This is a genomic window from Mesorhizobium sp. BR1-1-4 (genome assembly GCF_020165375.1).
In the GTDB taxonomy this organism is placed as follows: Bacteria; Pseudomonadota; Alphaproteobacteria; order Rhizobiales; family Rhizobiaceae; genus Mesorhizobium; species Mesorhizobium australicum.
This window is the reverse complement of record NZ_JAIUIB010000001.1, coordinates 504,468-519,905: the sequence shown is the minus strand read 5'-3', so window position 1 is coordinate 519,905 and position 15,438 is coordinate 504,468. Positions and strand designations below refer to the sequence as shown.

The 15,438-nt window shown below is 64.4% G+C and carries 16 protein-coding genes and 2 pseudogenes; 13 read left to right on the top strand and 5 right to left on the bottom strand.

The genetic code is table 11. The features are described from left to right. Positions 1-258 precede the first annotated feature (258 nt). The 3 genes and pseudogenes from rlmN (at position 259) to LB571_RS02615 (ending at position 2,409) form a co-directional block, all read left to right on the top strand. Positions 259-1,494 (top strand): 23S rRNA (adenine(2503)-C(2))-methyltransferase RlmN, encoded by a 1,236-nt coding sequence (rlmN, locus tag LB571_RS02625; RefSeq protein WP_140618248.1) that lies wholly within the window; start codon positions 259-261, stop codon positions 1,492-1,494. 32 nt (positions 1,495-1,526) lie between these two features. Then, positions 1,527-1,940, top strand: a complete 414-nt coding sequence (locus LB571_RS02620) for a hypothetical protein (RefSeq protein WP_224529748.1) — start codon at positions 1,527-1,529, stop codon at positions 1,938-1,940. Beyond that, positions 1,937-2,409: pseudogene (locus LB571_RS02615) on the top strand (hypothetical protein). Before LB571_RS02620 ends, LB571_RS02615 begins: the two are co-directional and overlap by 4 nt. Here the strand turns inward: LB571_RS02615 and LB571_RS02610 are convergent. Further along, positions 2,381-3,022 carry a LysE family translocator gene (locus LB571_RS02610; RefSeq protein WP_015314951.1) on the bottom strand — a complete coding sequence of 214 codons (642 nt, stop codon included), beginning with the start codon at positions 3,020-3,022 and terminating at the stop codon, positions 2,381-2,383. The pseudogene LB571_RS02615 and the gene LB571_RS02610 sit on opposite strands and share 29 nt — an antisense overlap. 325 nt (positions 3,023-3,347) lie before the next feature. Between LB571_RS02610 and LB571_RS02605 the strand changes: the two genes are divergently transcribed. Both LB571_RS02605 and LB571_RS02600 read left to right on the top strand, forming a co-directional pair. After that, a complete protein-coding gene (locus LB571_RS02605; protein ID WP_224592042.1) occupies positions 3,348-4,571 on the top strand; it encodes an argininosuccinate synthase in 1,224 nt (407 codons plus the stop codon). A 5-nt stretch (positions 4,572-4,576) separates the two neighbouring features. Further along, the gene (locus LB571_RS02600; protein WP_224587130.1) at positions 4,577-5,098 is read left to right on the top strand and encodes a hypothetical protein; all 522 of its coding nucleotides are present in this window, start codon (positions 4,577-4,579) and stop codon (positions 5,096-5,098) included. Between the two features lie 49 nt (positions 5,099-5,147). On the opposite strand, the gene LB571_RS02595 is transcribed toward LB571_RS02600, so the two are convergent. Then, positions 5,148-5,945 (bottom strand): lytic transglycosylase domain-containing protein, encoded by a 798-nt coding sequence (locus tag LB571_RS02595; protein ID WP_015314954.1) that lies wholly within the window; start codon positions 5,943-5,945, stop codon positions 5,148-5,150. Positions 5,946-6,276: 331 nt separating this feature from the next. Between LB571_RS02595 and LB571_RS02590 the strand changes: the two genes are divergently transcribed. The 7 genes from LB571_RS02590 to LB571_RS02560 all read left to right on the top strand — a co-directional run bounded on the left by LB571_RS02590 (position 6,277) and on the right by LB571_RS02560 (position 12,817). Beyond that, positions 6,277-7,374, top strand: coding sequence for a putative zinc-binding metallopeptidase (locus tag LB571_RS02590; protein WP_224592039.1), 1,098 nt, complete (start codon positions 6,277-6,279; stop codon positions 7,372-7,374). Between the two features lie 62 nt (positions 7,375-7,436). Further along, on the top strand, positions 7,437-8,036 hold the full coding sequence (locus tag LB571_RS02585) for a DUF1236 domain-containing protein (protein WP_015314956.1): 600 nt from the start codon (positions 7,437-7,439) through the stop codon (positions 8,034-8,036). A 178-nt stretch (positions 8,037-8,214) separates the two neighbouring features. Then, complete coding sequence (locus LB571_RS02580; RefSeq protein ID WP_224592036.1) at positions 8,215-9,171, top strand: CPBP family intramembrane glutamic endopeptidase; 957 nt, start codon at positions 8,215-8,217, stop codon at positions 9,169-9,171. A 295-nt stretch (positions 9,172-9,466) separates the two neighbouring features. Then, the gene (gene ffh, locus LB571_RS02575; RefSeq protein WP_224592033.1) at positions 9,467-11,062 is read left to right on the top strand and encodes a signal recognition particle protein; all 1,596 of its coding nucleotides are present in this window, start codon (positions 9,467-9,469) and stop codon (positions 11,060-11,062) included. A gap of 7 nt (positions 11,063-11,069) precedes the next feature. After that, entirely contained in the window at positions 11,070-11,396 is a 327-nt protein-coding gene (locus LB571_RS02570) for a chorismate mutase (RefSeq protein WP_224592030.1), read from the top strand. Positions 11,397-11,444: 48 nt separating this feature from the next. After that, a complete protein-coding gene (gene rpsP, locus LB571_RS02565; protein WP_023774471.1) occupies positions 11,445-11,846 on the top strand; it encodes a 30S ribosomal protein S16 in 402 nt (133 codons plus the stop codon). A 125-nt stretch (positions 11,847-11,971) separates the two neighbouring features. Continuing rightward, positions 11,972-12,817, top strand: coding sequence for an acyl-CoA thioester hydrolase/BAAT C-terminal domain-containing protein (locus LB571_RS02560; protein ID WP_140874515.1), 846 nt, complete (start codon positions 11,972-11,974; stop codon positions 12,815-12,817). A gap of 108 nt (positions 12,818-12,925) precedes the next feature. Here the strand turns inward: LB571_RS02560 and LB571_RS02555 are convergent, their stop codons facing one another. The 3 genes and pseudogenes from LB571_RS02555 to LB571_RS02545 all read right to left on the bottom strand — a co-directional run bounded on the left by LB571_RS02555 (position 12,926) and on the right by LB571_RS02545 (position 14,788). Beyond that, positions 12,926-13,189: a YMGG-like glycine zipper-containing protein gene (locus LB571_RS02555; protein WP_015314961.1), complete on the bottom strand. Its 264-nt coding sequence runs from the start codon at positions 13,187-13,189 to the stop codon at positions 12,926-12,928. A 179-nt stretch (positions 13,190-13,368) separates the two neighbouring features. Then, a complete protein-coding gene (locus tag LB571_RS02550) occupies positions 13,369-13,779 on the bottom strand; it encodes a DoxX family protein (protein WP_224592027.1) in 411 nt (136 codons plus the stop codon). A 103-nt stretch (positions 13,780-13,882) separates the two neighbouring features. Further along, positions 13,883-14,788 (bottom strand): annotated as a pseudogene (locus LB571_RS02545) (bestrophin family protein). 174 nt (positions 14,789-14,962) lie between these two features. On the opposite strand from LB571_RS02545, the gene LB571_RS02540 reads away from it, so the two are divergent. After that, entirely contained in the window at positions 14,963-15,370 is a 408-nt protein-coding gene (locus tag LB571_RS02540; RefSeq protein WP_140712215.1) for an ACT domain-containing protein, read from the top strand. The last annotated feature ends 68 nt before the right edge of the window (positions 15,371-15,438 follow it).

The following is a 15,438-nucleotide window of genomic DNA, read 5'->3' as shown; positions in this document are numbered from 1 at the left end:
AGGGGCACAGTTGCCCCATTCAGGGTTCGAAGGCGCGATGGGGATCGTTACGCCAACACGACTAAGTGATCGCCGCCAACGACATCGCGTCCACCGGCGGCGATCGTCCTTCACGGGGACGGTGGCGATCGGGACACCGACGGCGGACCCCAGTTTGGCGTGCACCGCATGACTTCGCGCTCAACCTGTGCTATGCGCCGCGCTTCATATCGGGCCGATGGATGAAATCGGCCGCAAACCGCTTATATCTGTGCAACCATGACCCTTTCACTCGACCTTACCGCCGAAGGCGCCCGTGACGCCTTGCGCGGCCGTGCCGCGCGGACCGAAAAGCCATCGCTGATCGGCCTCACGCGGACGGAACTCGCCGCCGCTCTTGTCGAATCCGGCACCGTGCCGGAGCGCCAGGCAAAGATGCGCGCCCAGCAGCTCTGGCACTGGATGTATGTACGCGGCGTTTCCGACTTCGCCGGCATGTTCAACATCTCCAAGGATCTGCGCGCCGAACTCGACAAGCATTTCACCGTCGCCCGGCCCGAGATCGTCGAGGAGCAGATTTCCGCCGACGGCACGCGAAAGTGGCTGTTCCGCTTTCCGCCGCGCGGCGCCGGCCGGCCGGTCGAGATCGAGACAGTCTATATCCCCGAGGAAGGCCGCGGCACGCTCTGCATCTCCTCGCAGGTCGGCTGCACGCTGACCTGTTCGTTCTGCCACACCGGCACGCAGAAGCTGGTGCGCAACCTGACCGCCGAAGAAATCCTGGCGCAGTTGCTCACCGCGCGCGACCGGCTCGGCGATTTCCCCGACCGCGACACGCCGGATGGCGCCATCGTGCCGGCCGAGGGCCGAAAAGTGTCCAACATCGTCATGATGGGCATGGGCGAGCCGCTCTATAATTTCGAGGCGGTGAAGAAGGCGCTGCTGATCGCCTCCGACGGCGACGGCCTGTCCCTGTCGAAGCGCCGCATCACGCTGTCGACCTCCGGCGTCGTGCCCGAGATTTTCCGCACCGGCGAGGAGATCGGCGTCATGCTGGCGATCTCGCTGCATGCGACCAATGACGATCTGCGCGACCTTCTGGTGCCGATCAACAAGAAATATCCGCTGAAGGAGCTGATCGCCGCCTGCCGCGCCTATCCCGGTCTCTCCAACGCCAAGCGCATCACCTTCGAATATGTGATGCTGAAGGACGTCAACGATTCCATTGAGGACGCCAAGGGGCTGATCAAGCTGCTCAAGGGGATTCCGGCCAAGATAAACCTGATCCCGTTCAACCCGTGGCCGGGCACCAACTACCAGTGCTCGGACTGGGAGACGATCGAGAAGTTCGCCGACTACATCAACAATGCCGGCTATGCCTCGCCGATCCGCACGCCGCGCGGCCGCGACATCCTGGCCGCCTGCGGCCAGCTGAAGTCGGAATCGGAACGCATGCGCAAGGTCGACCGGCTGGCGCTGGAAGCCATGATGATCGCGGGGCACGGCGAGGTGTGAGCCGTCTCGTCGCCGGCCTCACACGCTTCGCCATGATTGCGGTCGGCTACCTCGCCGCCGTGCTGACCTCGATCCTGGTGCCGGTGCTACTGATCGTTCTTCTGGCAGGGATCGAGGACGGCAACTGGTCGATCATTTTCACATTCGACTGGCTGGCCTCCTTCCCGCTCGCCGTGTTGACCGTGGCGATCTGCGCGCTGCTGATCGTCGGCCCGGCGATCTTCGTCGCCGAACGGCTGGCTCTGCGAGGATGGTTCTACTTCGCCGTCACGGGCGCGGTCACGTCGATCGCCTTCGGTGTTTTTGTGCCGGGCTCCGCCGGAGGCTTCGTTTTCAATCCGGGCTTCCTGGGTTTTCTGGCCGCCGCCGGCATTGCCGCCGGTTGGGTCTACTGGCTTCTGGCTGGACGCAGCTCCGGTCGTCTCACGGGCCGTGATCCCCGATGAACCGTGTCGTCACCTACATCGTGCGCTTCGCCATCATCCTGTTCGTTACGCCGCCGCCTCGCTGGCGGCGAGCGCCTTCCTCAACATCCTGTTCCTGGCCTCGCTCGGCTACGCGCCGGTGCAAGCGCATCCGGCGGCAACGGCATCGCTCTATTTTTCAATTCCCTTCGTCGCCCTGTTCGTCGCCTATTTCGGCTTCATGCCGGCGGCGATCGTCATCCTGATTGCCGAAATTCTCGGCCGGCGCGACTGGTTGTTCTACGCGCTCGCCGGGGCGGGGGTGGCGGGGGTTTTCCTCGGCCTCGTCGACAATGTCCGCAATTCCCCTTTCGCGGTCACCGAAGCCAGCGCCATCATGGCGGTACTCGGTGGCGGCATGGTCGGCGGGATCTTCTATTGGCTTGCCGCCGGGCGCTGGGCGGGAAGCTGGTGGAAGGTCTCTACTTCGCCTGGGCCGTCAGGATCTTGAGCGCGAACGCCGAGAACACGCCGGCGAAGAGATAGTCGACCACCCGCGTCACACGGGGGCTGGCTTTCATCGCCGCCGAGAATTTTTCCGCCGCCAGCACCATCGGTACCGTCACCGGGATCGACAGCACGATGAACATGGAGCCGAGGAAGAACAGCTTCCCCGGCGCGTTCGGATCGTGCGCGGAGACGAATTGCGGCAGGAAGGTCATGAAGAACAGGATGATCTTCGGGTTGAGCAAATTGACGCCGAGTCCCGCCGCCCAGCTGCGCAACAAGGAAATCCGCGGGCCGGTCTTCTTTTCCGGCGAGAAAGCCGAGCCCTTGGCGATCGCCTGCCAGGCGAGGAAGACGAGATAGCCGGCGCCAAAGATCTTCAGCACGAAGAAAGCCATCGGCGAGGCGACGATCAGCGCCGAGACGCCGACCACCACCAGCGTGGTGTGGATCAGCGTGCCGCACAGCGCGCCGGCCATCGAGGCAAAGCCGGTGGCGCGGCCCTGGCTCAGCGTGCGCGACACGAACAGCGTCATGTCGGGGCCTGGCGTGATCGCCAGGATCACGGTGGCGATGGCGAACTGGATCAGCGTGGTGGTGTCGGGAATGAAGGACATGGCAGGCCCCGGGGGAACGCGTCGGCTATACAGGACCCGTCTCGCCGGCGCCAGATGGGGCCAGCGCGTCCTCCGGTGGAGTTGGAGCGGTTCGGCCAGTTTCGCCAGCTTACATTTCGCAGCTTACAGGCGGCGTTCTTGAGCGCCTGGTGACCGGCGGCATGGCCCCGGGATCGGTCCTCCCGATCAAGCCCGGCGTCGCACTGCCGCGCTGGATCAGCAACCTTGCGCCGCGTGCGCTTGCTCGCTTTGCCGTTCCTGCTAAAAGGCGCTCCGACAATCCGTGACGCCTTGCCTCAAGCGTCCGCTTTTCGACGGAGCAGAAATGTCCAAGATCAAAGACGTCAAGAAGGTCGTGCTCGCCTATTCCGGCGGCCTCGACACATCCATCATCCTTAAATGGCTGCAGACCGAACTCGGCGCCGAAGTCGTCACCTTCACCGCCGACCTCGGCCAGGGCGGCGAGCTGGAGCCGGCGCGCCGCAAGGCCGAGATGATGGGGATCAAGGACATCCGCGTCGTCGACGTACGCGAGGAATTCGTCGCCGACTTCGTCTTCCCTATGTTCCGCGCCAACACCGTCTATGAAGGCACCTATCTCCTGGGCACCTCGATCGCGCGGCCGCTGATCTCCAAGCACCTGGTCGAGATCGCCAGGGAAACCGGCGCCGACGCCATCGCGCATGGCGCCACCGGCAAGGGCAACGACCAGGTCCGTTTCGAGCTTTCGGCCTATGCGCTCAACCCCGACATCAAGGTCATCGCGCCGTGGCGCGACTGGTCGTTCAAATCGCGCACCGACCTGATGAACTTCGCCGAACAGCACCAGATCCCGGTGCCGAAGGACAAGAGGGGCGACGCACCGTTCTCCGTCGACGCAAATCTGCTGCACTCGTCCTCCGAGGGCAAGGTGCTGGAAGACCCATGGAGCGAGCCGCCGGAATTCGTGCACCAGCGCACCGTGTCGCCGATGGACGCGCCGGATGCCGTCACCGAGATCGAGATCGAATTCCTGAAGGGCGACCCGGTCGCGCTCAACGGCAAGAAGCTGTCGCCGGCCACCATGCTGGCGGCGCTGAACGATCTCGGCCGCGACAATGGCATAGGCCGGCTCGACCTGGTCGAGAACCGTTTCGTCGGCATGAAATCGCGAGGCGTGTATGAAACGCCGGGAGGCGCTATCCTGATCGTGGCCCATCGCGCCATTGAATCGATCACGCTCGACCGGGGTGCCGCGCACCTCAAGGACGAGTTCATGCCGCGCTACGCGGAGCTCATCTACAACGGCTTCTGGTTCTCGCCCGAGCGCCTGATGCTGCAGGCGATGATCGACAAGAGCCAGGAAGACGTCGAAGGCACGGTGCGGCTGAAGCTCTACAAGGGCAATGTCATGGTCACCGGCCGCAAATCTGGGAAGACGCTCTATTCCGACGCGCTGGTCACCTTCGAGGACGACCGTGGCGCCTATGACCAGAAGGACGCCGCCGGCTTCATCCGCCTCAATGCGCTGAGGCTGCGGACATTGGCCGCGCGCAACCGCAACAGCTAGACGGAATGCGCTGTCTCGGTCGATGCCTGGTGCCGCTGCTCTTTCTGGCGGCGCCGGTCATGGCTGGGGACTTCGCGCCCACCTCCCTGGACCTCGCCGCCCTCATCGAATGCAGGGCCGATCTGCCGGCGTATAATGGTCTTGCCCTCTGGCTGGGCGGTGAGCCAGACGCGGCGCAGACCCTTGGCTGGAAGGAGGTCGCTTCCGGCAATCCCTTCCTGCGGCAGTATCGATTGCCGGTCCCGGTCCATGTCTTCGGGCGCGAGACCGCGACGATCGTCTTTACCGCGACAGGGCCGATGGCCGTGCTTGATGGCATCGCAGCGCCGGACCTCGCCCGCCAGCTCGACGTCCCGGCGACGGTCTCGACGCCGGACAAGTTCCTCGGCGAGAAGGTCATGGCCGAAAGCAGCGAGGATGCCGGCGGCGTGAGCCTTGCCACGCGCATCACGCTCAACGTCTCGACCGTCGAGTCCCACCCCGGCAGGACGCTGGCCGGCTGCTCCTATGCGCTCGACGTGAAATGAAAAACCCGGCGCGGAGCCGGGTTTTTCGTTCAATGGCCGTGCGGATCGATCAATCGGCGTCGATCGCGGTGGCGATGCGGGCGATGGCCTGCTGATAGACGCTTGCCGAATTCCAGCCGGCGATCGCGCCCATATTCGACTGCGCGCTGGCGCCAGCCCGCCAGCCGTGACCCTTGAGGAAGTTGGCGGTGGACGCCAAAGCGATCGCCTTGTCGCGCAGGTTTCCGCTGCCTACCGCATACTTCAAGACATTTCCGGGCAGGAACTGCGTGTGGCCGATCTCGCCATGCATGGCGCCGACCGACGAGGCGGTCAACGCTCCGCGATCAACCAGCTTCAGGGCCGCGATGGCATGCGGGTGAAAATAGTCGGGCCGGCGGCAATCATAGGCAAGCGTCACAATGGCGGAGACTGTGTTCTGGTTGCCCATGGAAGCACCGAAGCCGGTTTCCATGCCCCAGATGGCGAGCAGCACGCCCGGCGACACGCCGTAGTTGGCTTCGATCTGGTTGAACAGCGCCGCGTTCGACTTCTTCAGCGAACGGCCCTTGGAGATGATCGCCGACCCGCCGCGGCGTTTCATGAAATCGTCCACCGAGCCGCTGAAGGCCTTGTGGATGGCGCGGTCGGCGGAGATCGTCCTTGTTGCGTAGGTCGCGCCGGCCAGAGCAGCCAGACCCCTCGACCCGACACCTTCGGACTTGGCCTCGGCGGCGAAGTCCTGTTTCCAGGCGTCGAAGCCGGCGCCGGTCTTGCCGCAGCTGGCCGCCGCTTGCGCGCCGGTTGCCAGCCCGAGCACCGCCACCACCGCCGCCGCTAAAATCCTACCCTTGGCACGAAATGCCATGTTGTTCTCCTAGTTGCCTGATTCACGTCCCGTTTGCGAATTTGCCAGCGAAACGCGCATTTGTCACCGTCTGTGGCGCGATGCTGGCGAATGCCGGGGAATTTGCCTACGATCAAGTGATTATTATGGCGAGTGTCAGGCATGAAAGACTCTGATGCCGCCCATGGACCGGGGCAGGCGCGCCTGGACCGGCGAAGCAAAATAGTCGCGATGGACCGCGGAACACCGGCCGGTGGTTCGCGTTTGGGCACGGGCCGCCATGATCCCTTCCTATGAATCATGCATCCCTTTCAGATGAATCATGCATCCCTTCTGACGAATTGAGACCGAGATGAAACTTTTCGACTGCCCGCATTGCGGCCACCGTCTCTATTTCGAGAATGCCCAGTGCCTGAACTGCAGCAGTCTCGTGCTTTATGATCCCGAGGGCGCGCGCTTTGTCTTGTCCGGCGTCGACGGCGCGATCCAGTGCACCAATGCCGACGAATGCGCCTGCAACTGGATGGCCGAGCCGGGACAGGTCTTCTGCCGTGCCTGCGTGCTGAACCAGCTGATCCCCGATCTCTCGGTCGACGGCAATCGCCGCCGCTGGATTCGCGTCGAGGCGGCGAAGAAGCGCGCCATCTATTCGCTGCTCGCCTTCGGCCTGCCGGTGGCGCCCAAGCAGAGCCCGACGGACGAGATCGGGCTGGCCTTCGACTTCCTCGCCGATCCGATCGGCGGCGGCCCGGGCGGCGAACGGATTCTCACTGGTCACGACAACGGCCTGATCACGCTGAACGTCGCCGAAGCCGATTCAGCCGAGCGCGAAAAACGTCGCGTCCAGATGGGTGAGAATTACCGCACGCTGCTCGGCCATTTCCGCCACGAGCTCGGCCACTATTACTGGGACCGCCTGATCCGCGACGATCCGCAAAGGCTGGAAGCGTTCCGCGCCTTGTTCGGCGACGAGCGTGCCGACTACGAACAGGCGCTGAAGGCCTATTACGCCAATGGCGCGGCGCCCGATTGGCAGCAAGACCACATCTCGGCCTACGCCACCTCGCATCCGTGGGAGGACTGGGCCGAGACCTGGGCCCACCACCTGCACATCACCGACACGCTGGAGATGGTCCATGCGCTGAACTTCCCGCTCGGCCGGCTGGAGACGGTGGCGGCGAACGAACTGCCGCGGGGCGATACCGGGGGCGAGCCGCAGGCGGCACCCTCGGAACCCGCCAACACGCCCGAGCCCTTCGACAAGATCCTTGCCCGCTGGCTGGTGCTGTCGGAAGCCTCCAATTCGATCAACCGCTGCATGGGTCTCCCCGACCTCTACCCCTTCGTCATTTCGGACGCGACCGCGCGGAAACTGGCGTTCGTACACGATCTTCTGACCGGCTTGCCGATGGAGGCCGGAACAAATCGTGAGTTGGCTCGCGCATTTTAGCCGGAACGCATGCGCTGCTGTCCCGTTGTCACCGCCGAGGGACTGTGAAACGGAGAGAACCCATGAAATCCTTATTGTTTCCCGCAATAGCCGGGATGCTGACCGCAATGTCGGGCGCGGCATTGGCCGATACCGCTGTCTCGGCAGTCACCGATCTCAACGTGCGTGCCGGTCCCGGCCCGCAATATCCTGTCATTGGCGTTCTCGCCGCAGGCCAATCGGCGACGCTCAACGGCTGCATCGAAAACAGCAAATGGTGCACCATCGCCGAAGCTGGCGGCCAGGGCTGGGTCTATTCCGACTACGTCACCGCCGATTTCGGCGGCAGCCGCGTGGTGCTGACGCAGCGCCGCTCCGCCGTTGCCGTGGTCTCGCCGCCGGACGACATCGGCAACTATTCGACCGACTATACCGGTGCGATCATTTCCAGCGATCCGGTGGTTGGCGACTTTCCAGCGCCGCCGGCCGCGGTACGGACCTATGTCGACACCCATCGCCTCGACCCCGTCTATCTCGACGGCGAGGTGGTCACCGGCGCGACCCTGCCCGATACGGTCGAGCTGCGCGAAATTCCTGACTACAACTACCGCTATGTCTATGTGAACGGCCAGCGGGCGCTGATCGATCCGCAGACACGGCGCATCATGTACGTCGTGCGTTGACGCGATGCCGGCGGTCGCCGAAGCGGCCGCCGGCGAAACCTGGATTGGCGACCGCGGCAGGCTGGCCCGCGCCTGCGTTCCGGGGCAATCGGAGTGCGCGTATTCCTGCTGATATCGATTCCGGTTCCCGAAACCATCAGCTGGATCAAGCAGCGATGGATTGGGATCGAGGACAAGCGTGACGATCGACGACACTGCCTTCGAGCGCTATCGCAACACGCCGAACGCCAGGACGACCTTGCCGCGCCTGTTGCTGGGAACGCTGATCGTCGTCCTGTTCTGGGCCGCCACCACCGCGGCCGTGCTGTTCGGTGGCACCCATGTTTACTTCGCCTGGCAGGGGGCGGCGGCTTCGCCATACGGCATGGAAGGCTTTCTCGCCTCGCCCATCGGCATCCTCTGCGCGCTCGCCTCTTTCGCGGGGATCTGGATCGGCCTGTGGATCGTGATGCGCTGGGTGCATGGCGAGCCGCTGTCGGCACTGCTTGGCGCCGGCCGCCGCATAGCGCGACCGGACTTCCTCAAGGGGCTGATCGCGGTGCTGATCACCTCGGCCTTGTCCGAAATCCTGCTCTATCTGCTGCAGCCCAGCATTGCGCGCGGCACGATCAGCCTGTCGTCATGGCTGCTGTTCGCGATCCCGATCGCCGCGCTCACGCTGCTGCAGACGTCGTCGGAGGAGATGCTGTTTCGCGGCTACCTGCTGCGTGGCCTGGCCAATCGGTTCAGAAGCCCGTTCGCCTGGGCGCTGCTGCCCGGCCTGCTGTTCACCTCGCTGCACTGGAGCGGCGGTTCGTCGGCCGCCATCAACGCCAGCGTGCTGGTGTCGATCGCTGCCTTCGCGCTGCTTCTGACCCTCGTGGTCTACGCCACCGGCAATCTCGGCGCGGCACTTGGCGCCCATCTTGGCAACAACCTCACCGGCTTCCTGCTGATCTCGCATCAGGAGAGCTACAATTCCTTCGCCTTGTTCACTGCAAAGCCGCTCGAGGGACCGGGCTGGATGATATCGGATGCCATCCTCATTGCGCTCATCGGTATTGCCTGCAGCCTGCTGACGATTGTTTTGCTGCTGCATCCGCGCTCGCCGCTGAGGGTTTCAGCCCAGGTCCCCAACGGCCCGAGCACGGCCTGATCGCGGCCCGGGAAACGGCGCGACACCGGCCTTGCCTTGACTCTCGCGCCAAATTCCTGTCTACAGCCCACCAATTCCGCGACGAGTATCCCTCCGAGCAAGCCGACCAGGATGCCGAAACCTCTTTGAGGCCGAGTGCTGTAAACAGATCCTGGAGGCCAACACCCGGCAGCGCTGTGCGCCCCCGGGTGCTTTTTGGTTTTGGGCTTTTGCTTGGACTGGCTTTTGCTTGGAGACTGGGCGCGAACGCATTACCTCTCGGGCACCATCCGGGTGCCAGGGAAAAGGAAAACGAATGTTTGAATCGCTGCAGGAGCGTCTTGGCTCCATCCTGAACGGCCTGACCGGCCGCGGCGCGCTGTCGGAGGCGGATGTCTCGGCAGCGCTGCGCGAGGTGCGCCGTGCGCTGCTCGAGGCCGACGTGGCGTTGGAAGTGGTGCGGTCCTTCACCGACAAGGTGCGCGAGAAGGCCGTCGGCGCCGCGGTGCTGAAGTCGATCAAGCCGGGACAGATGGTCGTCAAGATCGTCCATGACGAGTTGGTCGACATGCTCGGCGCCGAGGGTGTCGCCATCGACCTCAACGCACCGGCCCCGGTCGTCATCATGATGGTCGGCCTGCAGGGCTCCGGCAAGACCACCACGTCGGCCAAGATCGCCAAGCGGCTGACCGAGCGGCAGAACAAGAAGGTCCTGATGGCCTCGCTCGACACGCGGCGTCCGGCCGCGCAGGAGCAGCTGCGCCAGCTCGGCGAGCAGGTCAAGGTGGCGACGCTGCCTGTTATCGCAGGCCAGAACCCGGTCGATATCGCCAAGCGCGCCGTGCAGGCGGCCAAGCTCGGCGGCCATGACGTCGTCATCCTCGACACCGCCGGCCGCACCCATATCGACGAGCCGCTGATGGTCGAGATGGCCGACATCAAAAAGGTGTCGAGCCCGCACGAGATCCTGCTGGTCGCCGATTCGCTGACCGGCCAGGACGCCGTCAACCTGGCGAAAAGCTTCGACGAGCGCGTCGGTATCACCGGCCTGGTCCTGACCCGCATGGACGGCGACGGCCGTGGCGGTGCCGCGCTGTCGATGCGCGCCGTCACCGGCAAGCCGATCAAGCTGATCGGCACCGGCGAAAAGATGGATGGGCTGGAGGAATTCCACCCCAAGCGGATCGCCGACCGCATCCTGGGCATGGGCGACATCGTCTCGCTCGTCGAAAAAGCCGCCGAGAACATCGATGCCGAGCAGGCGGCGGCGATGGCCAAGAAGATGCAGTCGGGCAAGTTCGACCTGAACGACCTCGCCCAGCAGCTTCAGCAGATGTCGAAGATGGGCGGCATGGGCGGCATCATGGGCATGATGCCCGGCATGGGCAAGATGAAGGACCAGATGGCCGCCGCCGGCCTCGACGACAAGATGTTCGGCCGCCAACTCGCGATCATCTCCTCGATGACCAAGGCCGAGCGCGCCAATCCCGACATTCTAAAGCACTCGCGCAAGAAGCGCATCGCCGCCGGCTCCGGCACCGATGCCGCCGAGATCAACAAGCTCCTGAAGATACATCGCGGCATGGCCGACATGATGAAGGCGATGGGCGGCAAGGGCAAAGGCGGCGGCCTGATGCGCGGCATGATGGGTGGCCTTGCCTCCAAGATGGGCCTTGGTGGTTTGGGGGGCGGCATGATGCCCGGCGGCATGGGCGGCATGCCCGATCTGTCGAAGATGGACCCCAAGCAGCTCGAAGCCTTGCAGAAGCAGGCGCAGGCCGCCGGCCTCGGCGGCATGAAGGGCCTGCCCGGCGGTCTTCCCGGCGGCGGCTTGCCCGGCCTACCCGGCGGCATGAAGCTTCCCGGCCTTGGCGGCGGTGGTGGCCTGCCCGGTCTCGGCAAGAAAAAGTGAGGACGCTATGAACGAAGAAAAGGACATGGCCGAGGCCCGCACCATCCTGGCCGGCTACCGCGCCTCGATCGACAACATCGACGCGGCCCTCATCCACATGCTCGCCGAGCGCTTCCGCTGCACCAAGGCGGTTGGCGTGCTCAAGGCCGAGCATGGCCTGCCGCCGGCCGACCCGGCGCGCGAGCAGCAGCAGATCGCCCGCCTGCGCCAGCTGGCGCATGACGCGCATCTCGACCCGGATTTCGCGGAGAAATTCCTCAACTTCGTCGTCCGCGAAGTGATCCGGCACCACGAACAGATCGCCGCTGCCAACGGCGTGACGAAAACGGGTTGAAGAAACCCTGACTTATCAAACGAAATCAGAGCTTTTAGGAGAAAAGAAATGGCACTGAAGATCAGACTGGCCCGTGCGGGCTCGAAGAAGCGTCCTTACTACCACGTCGTCGTCGCCGACGCCCGTTCGCCCCGCGACGGCCGGTTCATCGAGTCGCTCGGCTCGTGGAACCCGCTGCTCCCGAAGGACGGCGAGCGCATCAAGGTCGACGCCGACCGCGTCAAGCATTGGCTGTCGCACGGCGCCCAGCCGACCGACCGCGTGCTGCGCTTCCTCGATGAGGCCGGCCTTGCCAAGCGCGAAGCCCGCTCCAACCCGAAGAAGGCCGAGCCCGGCAAGAAGGCGCAGGAACGCGCCGCCCTGCTGAAGAAGGCCCAGGAAGACGCCGCTGCCGCCGTCGCCTCGGCCGCTGCCGCACCGGCCGAAGCGGAAGCCGCTACCGCCGAGTAATCGCGTCCTATTCCTTGCGGGAACAAAACGGCGGGCCTGTGCCCGCCGTTTTGTTGTTTGCATTTGTCACTCACCTGCCCTTTGCTGTTTCATTGGAAAGCTTCTGATTTCCGGCTGAGGATCGGATGGACGAACGGGCAGTCGCGGAGGAAATCCTGTCCGGCTTCGTCGCCGGAACCCTGTTGCGATGCCCCGAGGCCACGACAGGTGTCGTGGTGCTGAGCGGATCGAGCGGCCGCGTCGACGTCGGGCGCGCCAGGCTGTTTGCCGATGTGGGCGTCTCTGCCCTTGCCCTCCGGTGGTTTGGCGGCCAAGACCAGATCCCAGGCATATGCGAAATCCCCCTGGAGATTTTTTTCGCCGCGACCGACCGTCTTGTCGGTTTGGGATGCCGGCGCATCGTTTATGTCGGCACGTCCAAAGGTGCCGAGGCGGCCTTGCTCGTGGCGACGCATGACCCGCGCATCGACGCCGTTGTCGCGATCAGCCCGACATCGGTGGTCTGGGGAAACATCGGGCCGGGCCGCGACGGCGTCAGCTGGCCCGAGCGGTCGTCGTGGACACTCAAGGGGCGCCCTCTCCCCTTTGTTCCGGCCGACCCCAACTGGAAGGCACGCTACGTCGATGGCCTCGTGTCCTACCGAGGGCTTTTCGAACACTGCCTGACCGCTTTCAAGAAGGAGGCCGGCAAGGCCGCCATTCCCGTCGAGGAAATTTCGGCGACGGTCATGCTGGTCGCGGGCGGCGACGACGCGCTGTGGCCGTCCCTGGAATTTGCCGCGTCGATTGTCCAGCGTAGGCAAGACGCCGGAAAGGCCACGCGCCTGGTTTCGGCCCCCGGCGCCGGCCACCGCATCGTCCTGCCTGGCGAAACCACCCCGCGCTCAAGCTCGCATGCGCATGGCGGCAATGACCGCGCCGATGCGGATCTGGGACGGGACGCCTGGCGATACATTCGGGAGCTGTTGTAGCGCGGCTCGCGGCGGCGGCTGTCTCAAGCGAGTCGCGGCCAATTCATCGATCGAAAACGGCGGGTCAAAAGCCCGCCGTTTTGCTCTTCATGTTTGGACTGAGGCCGATCAATAACCGCTTGGGCAGCGATCGACATAGACCCGACCATGGCGATCGCGGTACCGGCATTGGCCGCTTTCGCTGGCATGGCCGATCAGCGCGCCGGCCACGGCGCCGACCGCACCGCCGACAACAGCGCCCTGCACCGGATCTCCGGCCACGGCCGCGCCAACCGCAGCACCGCCCAGGCCGCCCACGGCAGCCCCTTTTTCCGTTTGCGAACATGCACCCAGTGCCGTCGTCAGCACCAGAATGGTCAGTATTTTCTTCATTTGTCGTTCCTCTCACACGCGGATCGCCGTCTCGCCGCCAAGTGCTTAACTCTCAGACGGCTAATTTGATCCCGAGGAGAACGAAGATCGCGACGCTGCTCGCCCAAACAGACCGCATCGGCGGTATTGCCACCCGATGGCGTGCAGGCGAAGTGGACGCTGTTCTTGGCTCGGAACAGCTATCGGCTGAACGGGATCAGCGCACGAACCCTGGGGTCGCGCAGATAGAGGCCGCCCCATAGGATGATGCCGAGATAGACGCCGAACAGCATGTGCGAGAACAGCGGATTGCCGATGCGCGCATTGGTGGCGATGGCGCCGCCCATATAGGCGGTGAGCAGGAGGGCGCCGAGCACGGAGGTGCGCGGCAGCGCGTAGAGCGCGGTCGAGACCAGGCCGATGACGCCCAGCATGCGCGCGACGTTGGGATCGGCTGGCCACCCAAGCGGCACCATCGTCTGGGTGACCACGTCGAGCGGCGGCAGCTTGATGGCGCCGTCGAAGATCATGAACAGGACGATGAGGCCGCTGAGCGCCCGGCCGATCCACAGGGCGCCAGCCGAGACGGGCGCGGTTTGAGAAATGCTCATTGGGTGTCCTCCTGATGGTCAGCCCCTTTTTCGGTGGGGTCGACCCAAGGACGTTCCATGAGGCGTCGATCCGACAAATGTTCGGATTTTTGACGGTGCGGCGTTACGAAAGATAGAACTTTTCGGCCGACAGCATCTTTGGTGGCGTCTCGCCCAAGGCCTCGAACACCGAGATTTCGCAGACCCGGCACAGGCCGTCGAGCGCGAGGTCGTTGGCTTCGGTGCCAAACGGATCCTCAAGCTCTTCCGAAAGCGCGTCGAGGCCGAAGAAGGTGTAGGCGATCAGCGCCGTGAACAATGGCGTTGCCCAACCGGTGGTCGAGATCAGGCCAATCGGCAGCAGCAGGCACACGATTTAGGCCGTGCGGTGCACCAGCAGCGTGTAGGCGAAGGGCAAGGGCGTGCCGGCGATCCGCTCGCAGCCGGCCTGGATGGCGGTGATTGACGCCAGCCTCTCATCCAGAATGCGGAAACCGATCGTGTCGAGGTCGCCAGCCCGGCGCTGCGCATTGGCACGGCGGCCCATGCGCCTGACCATCTCGTCCGCCGGATTGGCGAAACTAGCGGCCGTCCCGGCTTCAGCCTCGATGAAGGCATGGACCTCCTTGACGCTGTCGATCTTGCGCAACTGGCCGCGCAGAAAATGACAGAAGGCCAGCGCTTCCATCAGCAGGGCGCGCTGCTCGGCCCGATCGGGAATGAGGCTTGTCGTGGCGCGGGCCAGATTGCGGATTTCGAAGACCAGCGCGCCCCACAGTTTGCGCGCCTCCCACCAGCGATCATAGGCGGCGTTGTTGCGAAACGACAGATAGATCGACAAGGTCACGCCCACCAGTCCGAAAGGCGTGATGTTGAAGACGCCGAGATCGAGCTGGAACCGGCGCGCCACGACGAGGATGACCACCGAATAGATCGCGAAGCCGAAAATCTGCGGCAGGATGCGTGGCACCACCGAACCACGCATGATGAAGAACAGCTGCAGGAAGGTGGGGCGCGGACGAACGATCATTCGGGAGCCTTTCACGGGCGAGCGTCGGCCCTCAGCTCCTGTATTGTGCGATGCGGCGGCCATGCAAGCCCGGCCGCCAGCGACATTGCCATGTCGTCCGTGTGTCGACTACCGGTGTGTGCTGTTTGCGGATATTGAGAAGCTGCTGCCGTCCCGATGCAGGCGAGGAAAAAAATGACGGGCGAGACCGATCTGAGCACTCTGTTGGCGTCGATGATGCCGGAACTGCGCGATGGCATCTATGTCTTCGCCACGCTGGCGCCTGGCGTTCCACAGCCCGAAGGCCTCGAACCGGTCATGGCGTTTCGGGAGCGCGAAGGCACGACGCTGATCGTGACGGAGGAAGCCGCCCGGAGCACTGAGCTGACCGCCTCGTTCCGCTGCCGGATGATCACGCTGAACGTCCACTCATCGCTGGAAGCCGTCGGCTTCCTTGCCGCCATCACCGCGCGCCTAGCCGCCGCCGGCATGGGCGTCAATCCGGTCTCGGGTTTTTACCACGACCATCTGTTCGTGCCGGCTGGGCGGGCGGAGGAGGCGATGGCGATGCTGCGCGAACTGAGTGTGGATAGTGCGAGTTGAAATCGGCGCAAAGCGGCTAATCTCATGAGTCGCAGCGCCAAAATGGACAGGCCAGCGCCGCCCCTCAT

Excerpts from the sequence above, each read along its gene's own strand:
- LB571_RS02540 (WP_140712215.1), top strand. The coding sequence starts at position 14,963 with ATGACGGGCGAGACCGATCTGAGCACTCTGTTGGCGTCGATGATGCCG.
- LB571_RS02585 (WP_015314956.1), top strand. The coding sequence starts at position 7,437 with ATGAAATCCTTATTGTTTCCCGCAATAGCCGGGATGCTGACCGCAATG.
- ffh (WP_224592033.1), top strand. The coding sequence starts at position 9,467 with ATGTTTGAATCGCTGCAGGAGCGTCTTGGCTCCATCCTGAACGGCCTG.
- LB571_RS02610 (WP_015314951.1), bottom strand. The coding sequence starts at position 3,022 with ATGTCCTTCATTCCCGACACCACCACGCTGATCCAGTTCGCCATCGCC.
- LB571_RS02570 (WP_224592030.1), top strand. The coding sequence starts at position 11,070 with ATGAACGAAGAAAAGGACATGGCCGAGGCCCGCACCATCCTGGCCGGC.
- LB571_RS02590 (WP_224592039.1), top strand. The coding sequence starts at position 6,277 with ATGAAACTTTTCGACTGCCCGCATTGCGGCCACCGTCTCTATTTCGAG.
- rlmN (WP_140618248.1), top strand. The coding sequence starts at position 259 with ATGACCCTTTCACTCGACCTTACCGCCGAAGGCGCCCGTGACGCCTTG.
- LB571_RS02600 (WP_224587130.1), top strand. The coding sequence starts at position 4,577 with ATGCGCTGTCTCGGTCGATGCCTGGTGCCGCTGCTCTTTCTGGCGGCG.
- LB571_RS02620 (WP_224529748.1), top strand. The coding sequence starts at position 1,527 with ATGATTGCGGTCGGCTACCTCGCCGCCGTGCTGACCTCGATCCTGGTG.
- LB571_RS02595 (WP_015314954.1), bottom strand. The coding sequence starts at position 5,945 with ATGGCATTTCGTGCCAAGGGTAGGATTTTAGCGGCGGCGGTGGTGGCG.
- LB571_RS02605 (WP_224592042.1), top strand. The coding sequence starts at position 3,348 with ATGTCCAAGATCAAAGACGTCAAGAAGGTCGTGCTCGCCTATTCCGGC.
- LB571_RS02555 (WP_015314961.1), bottom strand. The coding sequence starts at position 13,189 with ATGAAGAAAATACTGACCATTCTGGTGCTGACGACGGCACTGGGTGCA.
- rpsP (WP_023774471.1), top strand. The coding sequence starts at position 11,445 with ATGGCACTGAAGATCAGACTGGCCCGTGCGGGCTCGAAGAAGCGTCCT.
- LB571_RS02550 (WP_224592027.1), bottom strand. The coding sequence starts at position 13,779 with ATGAGCATTTCTCAAACCGCGCCCGTCTCGGCTGGCGCCCTGTGGATC.
- LB571_RS02560 (WP_140874515.1), top strand. The coding sequence starts at position 11,972 with ATGGACGAACGGGCAGTCGCGGAGGAAATCCTGTCCGGCTTCGTCGCC.